The following is a 9137-nucleotide window of genomic DNA, read 5'->3' as shown; positions in this document are numbered from 1 at the left end:
CTTGAGCATGTCGTCGACGACGGCCCGGGTCTCGGCGAGGTGCGGTGAGCAGGTCGCGTAGCCGACGACACCGCCGACGCGCACGGATTCGAGCGCGGTGCGCAGCAGGTCGCGCTGGAGCGGCGCGGCGCGGGACAGCAGCGACGCGGCGGCCGGTGCGCTGGTGAACGTCAGCGCGTCCAGGCCGCGGGAGACCGTGGCGTCCAGGAGCCGGTCCAGCGGGGCGATGTCCTCGGGCGGCATCCACCGGTACACGGGGACGACGACGACCTCCGCTCCCCCGGCCCGCAGCGACTCCACGAACCCGGGCAACGGTTCGCCGTGCAGCTGGAGGCCGACCCGGCGCCCCTCGACGCCCTCCTCCAGCAGCCGGTCGAGCACCTCCGCCATGGACTCGGACGACGGCGACCACTCCTCGGTCAGGCCGGCGGCGCGCACCGCTCCTTTGACCTTGGGCCCGCGCGCGAGCAGTTCCACCCCGCGGAGCCGGTCGAGGAGCGCCTCTCCGAGCCCCCACCCGTCGGCGGCCTCGATCCACCCCCGGAACCCGATCGCCGTCGTGGCCACCACCACGTCCGGCGCCTGGTCGATCAACTCCTTGGTCGCGGAGAGCAGTTCGCTGTCGTCGGCCAGGGGCACGATGCGCAGCGCGGGCGCGTGCACGACCACCGCGCCGCGCCGCTGGAGCAGTGCCCCCAGCTCGTCGGCGCGGCGCGCGGCGGTGACGCCCACGGTGAACCCGGAGAGGGGGCCGTGTTGCGCGCGATCCGGTAGCTGCTGTTCCTCGTGCATGGCTCTCGTCCCGAACGTCGTCGTACATGTCGCACATGCGGTGGTGCGATACCCGCATGCCGATACCTACTGACCTACATGCCGATCGAGCCTGTCAACGGCGCGTGACAGGCTCGGTTCGGCTTCATGTCGGCGGTGTTACGTCACACCTCGGCATAGCTGAGCTGCGGCTTCGCCTCCGATGCGGAAGCCTTGGCCTGCGCCTGAGCGGTCGGGCGGCGAAGGTATACGGCCCACGTGGCCACGAAGCAGAGGCCGTAGAAGACGAGGAAGGCGACGAACGCGCCGGTCCCGGAGCCGGAGGACAGGAACGACTGCCGGAAGGCGAGGTTGATGCCAACCCCGCCGAGCGCGCCCACGGCCCCGATGAGCCCCATGGAGGCCCCGGAGAGCCGACGCCCGTAGGCGGCGGCCTCGTCACCTTCGAGCCCCTTCGCGAGCGCCTTGGTCTGGAAGATGCCGGGGATCATCTTGTACGTCGACCCGTTGCCGAGCCCGCTGAGCACGAACAGCACGACGAACACGGTCACGAACAGGGGCAGCGACTTCTCCATGCTGGCGACGACCAGGATGGCGGTCGCGGCGGCCATGGCGACGAAGTTCCACAGGGTGATCTTCGCGCCGCCGTACCGGTCGGCGAGCCAGCCGCCGACGGGACGGATGAGCGAGCCGAGCAGCGGGCCGATGAAGGTGAGATACGCGGCCTGGAGCGGCGTACGGCCGAACTGGACCTGAAGCACCTGCCCGAACGCGAACGCGTACCCGATGAACGACCCGAACGTGCCGATGTACAGGAACGCCATGATCCAGGTGTGCCAGTCCCGCGCGGCGTCCTTCGCGGCGCCGGTGTCGTTCTTCACCGAGGTGAGGTTGTCCATGAAGAGCGCGGCGAGGACGGCGGCGACCAGGATGAGCGGGATGTAGATCCCGAGCAACACGCGCGGCCCGCCACTGGCGCCGATGATCGCGAGGGCGACGAGCTGGATGACGGGGACGCCGATGTTGCCGCCGCCCGCGTTCAGCCCGAGGGCCCACCCCTTCTTCCGCAGCGGGAAGAAGGCGTTGATGTTGGTCATGGAGGAGGCGAAGTTGCCGCCGCCTATGCCGGCCAGCAGGCCGATCCAGAGGAAGGTGTCGAACGACGTCCCCGGCTTCATCACGACGAACGCGGCGATGGTGGGGATGAGCAGCAGACTCGCGGAGACGATCGTCCAGTTCCGCCCGCCGAAGACGGCGACCGCGAAGGTGTACGGCACCCGGACGACCGCGCCGACCAGCGTGACCATCGACGTCAGCAGGAACTTGTCGGCCGGGGTCAGCCCGTACTCCGGGCCCATGAAGAGCACCAGCACGGACCACAGGGTCCAGATCGAGAAGCCGATGTGCTCGGAGAGCACGGAGAAGACGAGATTGCGACGGGCGACCTTCTCACCGGTCTCCTGCCAGAACGTCTCGTCCTCCGGATCCCAGTGCTCGATCCACTTGCCGGGAGCGGGCGCGGGAGTTGGGACGGGCGCTGGGACTGGGGCTGTCATGACGCCTCCACTGTGGTCCGGGGCTCGGGGCTGCCCCTGCGACGGGGTAACGAGCGGTCTGAGTCCCGAAGGTATGGAGGGCGCGTTTCCACGCTGTGGCTGTGAGTGACTGCAAGGGAACGTTGCTCTCACGAACGCGGGGAGGGCGCGGTGAGGAAGAACGGAGGCCCGTCGCGCGGCGTTCGCCTTCAGTCCCTTCGCCGGGACCGCCCACCACCGACCCCGTCGCTGCCCCCTTTACCGACCCCGTTGGGCCACAGCCTCGGCCTCCGCTTGGCCGCGATGTCCTCGATCCATCCGAACGCGAGGATCGCGACCGCGATGAGCGGCCAGATCAGCAGGAACATCAGGAACGTGTCCGTCTTGTCGAGGAAGGCGGTCGCCCCGTCGCTCTCCATGAACGGCAGGCTGTACAGCTGGTCGATGATCGGGACCGTGGCCATGATGAGGAGGTTGTGCCACAGGTAGATCGTGACGGCGCGGTTGTTGGACAGGGTCACCAGCTTGTCCCACTTCGCCAGCCTGCCCGGCAACTGCTGCCAGGACGGGGCGTATTGGAGCAGGATCACCACGATGCCGAAGGACCAGGTCGCCTGCGCCAGGGGGATGTCGTTCAAGTCCCAGCCGTCCGGGCCCAGATGACCCGACGCCCACCACAGCCCGAAGCCCATGATCAGGGTCGCGCCCGATACCGCGAGGTAGCGCGGGACCTTCTTCAGGACACCCTCGTGGTGTGCGAAGCCCAGGACCCAACAGCCCCCGTACACCGCGAAGTCCGACACCGCGTTGCCCGTCTCGCCGGGGATGGTCACCAGGCCTGTGCCTACGACCGCCGTCAGCGCCAGAGGCGCCAGCAGCGTCGCCCACGGGACCCTGCGGAACGCCCACAGCAGCAGCGGTGACGCGATCACGAACCACAGATACGCCCGCAAGTACCACAACGGGCCCGCCGCCTGGTCCGCCCACGTGCTCTCCAACAGGCCCGACTCCGAACCCAGATGCTCGGGATACGGCGGCGCGCCGAACGGCACGAGGTAGTCGAGGATCTTCGCCGCGCCCCACCAAGTGCCGCCCATGTCAGGGTCCTTGAGCGGGTTCCAGCCCATCCCGAACATCATCACCAGCACCACCGCCCCGAACGCCCACAGCGGGGGCAGCAGTCGCCGTAGCCGACCTCTGATCACGCCCAGCGCGGGACGGTTCAGCGAGCGGGCCATCAGCGAACCCGCCAGCGCGAACATCACGCCCATGGAAGGGAACAGGACCGACAGCCACGCCCAGCCGAAGAGGTGGTAGATGACGACCCGGACGAGGGCGATCGTGCGGAGGAGGTCGAGGTAGCGGTCCCGGCCGCCACCCCCCGCCCCCTTGCCCTTCTTCGGTTCCGGCGCCGACTCCGGCGCCAACTCCGGTTCCTGCTGCCGCTGTTGGGGAATCCCGTACGCCGGCGTCGATTCGAGGCCGGACTCCGGCTCCGGACTCGTACCCGCCCCGGTCGTGTATCCGTGCGTCATGCCACAGTCCTCCGATCGCTCCCGCTCCCGCTGCGCGCACTCGGCACCGGACCCCCGGGCGCCTCCACGACCCCCGTCCGCCGCAGCTTCTGCCAGCGCAGGCGGCCTCCGGTGAGCGCGGTGATCCAGGACTGGAGCAGGACGACGTACATGAGTTGGCGGTAGAGGATCTGTTGCAGGGGCAGTGAGACGAGGTGGGTCATGCGTTCGCGGTCGAGGCGGAAGGCGTAGGCCGCGCAGAACGCCTGGATCGCCAGGACGCCCAGCCAGGCCAGGAACGTCTTCTCCGTCGGGCCGAACACCAGGCCGTAGAGCAGGAACACGTCGATCAGCGGGGCCAGGATCGGGGCGATCACCATGAACAGGGCCACCAGCGGGAGGCCCACGCGCCCGAAGCGGCCGGACGGGCCCCGGTCCAGCAGCGCGCCGCGGTGCTTCCAGATCGCCTGCATCGTGCCGTAGGACCAGCGGTAGCGCTGGGACCAGAGCTGTTGGACCGTCTCCGGGGCCTCCGTCCAGGCGCGGGCCTTCTCGGCGTAGACGACGCGCCAGCCGTCCCTGTGCATCGCCATCGTGATGTCGGTGTCCTCGGCGAGCGTGTCGTCGCTCATGCCGCCGACCCGCTCCAGCGCGCTTCTCCTGAAGGCCCCCACGGCGCCCGGGATCGTCGGCATGCAGCGGAGCATGTCGTACATACGGCGGTCGAGGTTGAAGCCCATCACGTACTCGATGTGCTGCCAGGCGCCGATGAGGGAGTCCCGGTTGCCGACCTTCGCGTTGCCCGCCACCGCGCCCACGCGCGGGTCGCCGAAGGGCTGGACCAACTCCCGTACGGTCGCGGGTTCGAAGACCGTGTCGCCGTCCATCATGACGATGAGGTCGTGACTCGCGTTCGCCAGGCCGCGGTTGAGGGCGGCCGGTTTGCCCGCGTTGATCTGCCGTACGACCCGTACGTTCGGCAGGGCCATCGCCTCGACGATTCTCGCCGTACCGTCCGCCGAGCCGTCGTCGATGACGATCACCTCGACGGGATGCTCGCTCGCCATCAGTGAACGGACCGTGTTCTCAATGCACTTGGCCTCGTTGTACGCCGGGACGAGGACCGACACCGGTTCGGTGACCGGTGGGCCCCAGGCGAAGTTCTTGCGGCGCACCCGGCGGGCGTGGACGGCGGAGAGCAGGAGCATCAGCGCGAAGCGGGCGATGACGAGGGAGCCGGTGATCGCCAGACCGACCACCAGGATGCTCGTGGTGCTGTCCGAGGCCTGGACCAGGAAGATCCACGCCTTGCCCTTCCACAGGTCGACGCCGGTCACCGGGGTGAGCGCGCTGCGCGCGCCGAGTGCCTGGGTGAGGTTGTCGAACCTGTAGCCCTTGGCCTGCATCTCCGGCAGGAACTTGTCCAGCGCCTGCACGGTCTGGTGGCGGTCGCCGCCCGAGTCGTGCATGAGGACGATCGCGCCCTTGTCGTCGCGCGGGGTCGCGTTGCTGATGATCTTCGCGACGCCGGGCTTCTGCCAGTCCTCGCTGTCCGTGTTGTTGACGGCGGTGAGGTAGCCGCGGGTGCCGATGTACTCGGTCACCGGCCAGGACAGGTTGTCCATCGCGTCGGCGGAGGACGAGTACGGCGGCCGGAACAGCGACGTGCGGATGCCGGCCGCGCCGGTGATCGCCAACTGGGTCTGGGACAGCTCCCAGTCGATGCGCTTCTTCGACTGGAAGGAGAGGTCGGGGTGGTTGAAGGTGTGCACGCCGACCTCGTTGCCCTCGTCCACGATGCGCTTGACCAGCTCCGGGTAGCGCGAGGTCATCGTGCCGGTGACGAAGAAGACGGCGTGCGCGTGGTGCTTCTTGAGCACGTCCAGGACCTTGGGTGTCCAGGTCGGGTCGGGGCCGTCGTCGAAGGTCAGCACGATGTCGTGGTCCGGCACGTCCAGGCTGGTCGTACGGCCGCTGCGGGTGTCGATGACCGGGCCGCCGTCGAGGATCTTGTTCGGCACCTTGTCGGTCGCCGCCTCGGGGCGGACGCGGTGGTCGGCGAGGATCTCGCTGTGCACATAGCCGCGCAGCATCAGCATCGCGAGCAGCGCCACGAGGAGCAGCATCGGCAGCAGGAACCGCATGGACAGCCGGCGGCGCCGGGGATCGCGTGCGGCGCGGGCCCCAACTCCACCTGGAGCGACCGGAGTTGCTCCGTGACGGCCGCCCGGGGCCTGGTTCGTGGCCTTGGGGCGGCGGTTGTGCGATGCCATCAGAGGATGTGCTCCGGGGTCGGGGACGGGACCGGCGCCGGCGCCGGGTCCGACGGAGCGGCCGGCCCCTGCGCCACGGGCGACGGGCTGCTCGGCCCGTCGGCCACCGTGCCGGTGCCCGTCGAGGCGCTCGGGGTCGGTGTCGGGTCGGACGGCGCACTCGTGGCCGTCGACGGCGTCGGGGCGGGCGAGGACGAGACCGGCAGCGAGGGCTGTACGACCGGATTGGTCGCGCCGCCACCTGTCGGCGCCGAGGCGCTCTTGCTCGGGGACGCCCCGGGCGACGCGGACGCGCTCGCCTTGCTGCCGGGCTTCGCGGACGCGCCGGCCGTGCCGCTCACGCTGGCGCCCGGCGACGGCGTCGTACCGTCGCTCGCCGTCGGGATGTTCCCCGGCGCCACACTGCCGCCGCCACCGGACGGCTGCCCCGACTCGGCGGGCAGCGGCGAGGTGTCGACCTTGCCCGCGGGCGCGTCGTCCTTCTGCCCCGGCACCGGCAGCCACGGCGCGTCCGAACTGCCGGACAGCAACGTGATGACGATGACGACGGCGTAGACCGCGCACGCGATGCCGACGGCCATACCGAACCGCCGGTACCTACGGCTACGACGGCCGGACTCGTCGACGAAGACGGGCCGGTCGGAACCGTCGTTACCGGTGCCGGTGCCGCTCTTGCCCCCGGACTCCGCGTGCCGGGCGGGCCCGTCGAGCTGGACGGTCACCTCGTCGGGATCGGCCGCTCCCACTTCGGCCCCGGTCCCGGCCCCCGTCTCCGGCGACGCGCCCCAGGGATCGGCGAGGATTCCCGCGCCGACGGCGGACACATCCTTGCCGGCGGGCGGCTCGGGCCACCCGGTCCGTATACGACGACCGTCCTTGGCCGTACGACGGCTGCCCTTGCCCGCCTGACGACCATCCGCGTCACCGTGGCGACCGTCCGTGCCGATGTTCCGACCGACCTTGGCGGCATGCCTGCCGCCCTCCATGATCTCTGGTCCTCTGGTTTCTCCGGCTGCTCCGGTCGCTTCGCTGTCCGGGAACGCCGCCTCGGCCTCTCCGCCTATGACCGGTACTTCTCTGGTCGCGGATGCAGCTTGGGGCCATTCCGGTTGGGCGTCTTCACGCCACTTTTCCATGCGCACGCACATCCCCCCACGGGACTGTTCCGGGTGCGCAAACGACCCTGAGCACACGCCGCCGAACCGGGCCCCCACCCGGTCCTCGCGCCCCCCTTACCACACCGTGCTCAGGCCCTGAAGGTAGCGCACGGGGAGCACTTCATGTGACGGGATGCGTCATTTTCTCCTTTTTAGCATGTCCACGTCGATGGCCGGAATCCATCCATTCACCGGCCGACGCAGCCATCCGTCGGCACTGCCGATCTCCACCGCAGCACGTCGAAGCGCATCGAATCCGGGGTGTACCAGCCCCTTTCGCCACACGAGCGACACGGCGGACAACGGCACCGGGTCCACGAGTGGCCGCAACACCGTCCGGGGCATGGCCGGAAAATCCACCACGGCGAGAATCGGGATCCCCGTCTTCGCCATGACCCGCTCGAACTCCTCTTCGCCTACGGCCATGGGCGCGGGCGCGGCAATCTCGATGTCACGCCCCTCGAACAAGCGACGCGCGAGATCCGTCCACTCCGGAGTACGCGGATTCCCGGCCCCGGCGTACACGGCCTCCCCCGCGAGCGCGTCGACAGGCACCGCGTCGAGGGACGCCAGCCGATGCCCCTCGGGCAACAGGACGGCCATCGGCTCGTACCGCACGAGCTGATGATCGAGCCCGGCCCGCACCACGGCATCCAGCCCGGCGAACCGCCCGAACGACACATCGAGCCGCCCCGCCAGCAACTCCCGCGCCGCGCCCGCCAGTCCACTCTCATAGCGGGCCATCAGCTCTTGCTCCGGGGCGAGTTCACGGGCCCGGAGCAGCACACGGCGCCCGGTGCCCAGCCCCGGAGAGTTCAGATCGACGAGCAGCGGCCGGGGCCGGACCTCCCGGAACGCGGCGAGCAGCTCCTCCTGCGCCCCGAGCACCCGCCGCGCATACGGCACCAGCCGCTCACCGTCCGCCGTCAGCGTCACCTGCCGGGTGGTCCGCACGAACAACTCGGCCCCCAACTCCCGCTCCAGCCGCCGCACATCACGGCTGAGCGCCTGCTGGGCGACATACAGACGGGCGGCCGCGCGGGTGAAGTGCAGTTCTTCGGCGACGGTGACGAAGGCGAGGAGGAGACGGGGGTCCAGGTGGGTCGATATCCGGGGCGTCGTCCGGGGCGTCCATGACATCCGGCGAACTTACAACGGGAGTGCGTGAATCGCCCCTGACCAGGTGTTGGACCCCGTGATCCACTCCGGGCGACGCTTGCCGTATGCCACACCGCAAGCCCCAACGGACCACCTACCGGCGCCTGTTCACGATCCCCGGCACCCGAGCCTTCACCGCCGGGAACCTCATCGCCCGCCTCCCCGCAGGCATGTTCAGCGTGAGCGCGGTCGTCATGATCGCCGGTTCACGGGGTTCGTACGCCCTGGCCGGCGCGGTGACCGCGACGGGGCTGGCGGCGACCGCAGTGACGGGCCCATGGCTGGCGAGGCTGACCGACCGCCAAGGCCAGTCCCGAACGGCCGTACCGGCAACGGCAGTTGCGGCCCTCGGCTCCCTGTCCCTCATCCTCTGCGTACGCTACGGCGCCCCCGACTGGACCCTGTTCGCCGCCTACGCCGCCACCGCGACGACCCCCAACACCGGCGGCATGTCCCGCGCCCGCTGGGCCCACCTCCTCGCCGACAACCCCGAGGCCCTGCACACGGCGAACTCCTTCGAGCAGGCGGCCGACGAGCTGTGCTTCATGCTGGGCCCGGCGCTGCACCGCCGGGGCCGCGGGCAACTTCGAGCTCAATGTGATGCTGCCCGTGATCGCCAAGAACGTTCTCGAGTCGATTCGGCTGCTCGCCAACGTCTCGCGGCTGCTTGCCGATCGGAGTGCCCAAGTCGTTCGGTTCCCCTGGCGCGCATGACCCGGTGCGTTCCGT

The 9137-nt window shown here is 69.9% G+C and carries 6 protein-coding genes and 1 pseudogene; 1 reads left to right on the top strand and 6 read right to left on the bottom strand.

The annotated features are described in order from the left end of the window. From ACNFOC_RS45410 to ACNFOC_RS45385, 6 genes are all read right to left on the bottom strand, one after another. Positions 1-792 (bottom strand): uroporphyrinogen-III synthase (locus ACNFOC_RS45410; protein WP_416964860.1); only part of this gene is annotated, 792 nt, incomplete at its 3' end. A 143-nt stretch (positions 793-935) separates the two neighbouring features. Continuing rightward, positions 936-2327, bottom strand: coding sequence for a nitrate/nitrite transporter (locus ACNFOC_RS45405; RefSeq protein ID WP_416964859.1), 1392 nt, complete (start codon positions 2325-2327; stop codon positions 936-938). A gap of 188 nt (positions 2328-2515) precedes the next feature. Next, the gene (locus tag ACNFOC_RS45400) at positions 2516-3841 is read right to left on the bottom strand and encodes an acyltransferase family protein (protein ID WP_416964858.1); all 1326 of its coding nucleotides are present in this window, start codon (positions 3839-3841) and stop codon (positions 2516-2518) included. Then, positions 3838-6093 (bottom strand): bifunctional polysaccharide deacetylase/glycosyltransferase family 2 protein, encoded by a 2256-nt coding sequence (locus ACNFOC_RS45395; RefSeq protein WP_416964857.1) that lies wholly within the window; start codon positions 6091-6093, stop codon positions 3838-3840. Before ACNFOC_RS45395 ends, ACNFOC_RS45400 begins: the two co-directional genes overlap by 4 nt. Next, positions 6093-7079, bottom strand: a complete 987-nt coding sequence (locus ACNFOC_RS45390; RefSeq protein ID WP_416964856.1) for a hypothetical protein — start codon at positions 7077-7079, stop codon at positions 6093-6095. The genes ACNFOC_RS45395 and ACNFOC_RS45390 overlap by 1 nt, the downstream gene beginning before the upstream one ends. A 309-nt stretch (positions 7080-7388) precedes the next feature. Then, positions 7389-8390 (bottom strand): LysR family transcriptional regulator, encoded by a 1002-nt coding sequence (locus ACNFOC_RS45385; RefSeq protein ID WP_416964855.1) that lies wholly within the window; start codon positions 8388-8390, stop codon positions 7389-7391. Between the two features lie 83 nt (positions 8391-8473). Here ACNFOC_RS45385 and ACNFOC_RS45380 point away from each other — a divergent pair. Further along, positions 8474-9137, top strand: a pseudogene (locus tag ACNFOC_RS45380) (hypothetical protein); the annotation flags it as partial.

The organism is Streptomyces colwelliae (genome assembly GCF_048158785.1).
In the GTDB taxonomy this organism is placed as follows: Bacteria; Actinomycetota; Actinomycetes; order Streptomycetales; family Streptomycetaceae; genus Streptomyces.
This window is presented reverse-complemented; position numbering and strand designations above follow the sequence as displayed.

Bases quoted from the DNA above. Each gene is read 5' to 3' on its own strand.
- ACNFOC_RS45385 (WP_416964855.1), bottom strand. From the start codon at position 8,390: ATGTCATGGACGCCCCGGACGACGCCCCGGATATCGACCCACCTGGAC.
- ACNFOC_RS45405 (WP_416964859.1), bottom strand. From the start codon at position 2,327: ATGACAGCCCCAGTCCCAGCGCCCGTCCCAACTCCCGCGCCCGCTCCC.
- ACNFOC_RS45395 (WP_416964857.1), bottom strand. From the start codon at position 6,093: ATGGCATCGCACAACCGCCGCCCCAAGGCCACGAACCAGGCCCCGGGC.
- ACNFOC_RS45390 (WP_416964856.1), bottom strand. From the start codon at position 7,079: ATGGAGGGCGGCAGGCATGCCGCCAAGGTCGGTCGGAACATCGGCACG.
- ACNFOC_RS45400 (WP_416964858.1), bottom strand. From the start codon at position 3,841: ATGACGCACGGATACACGACCGGGGCGGGTACGAGTCCGGAGCCGGAG.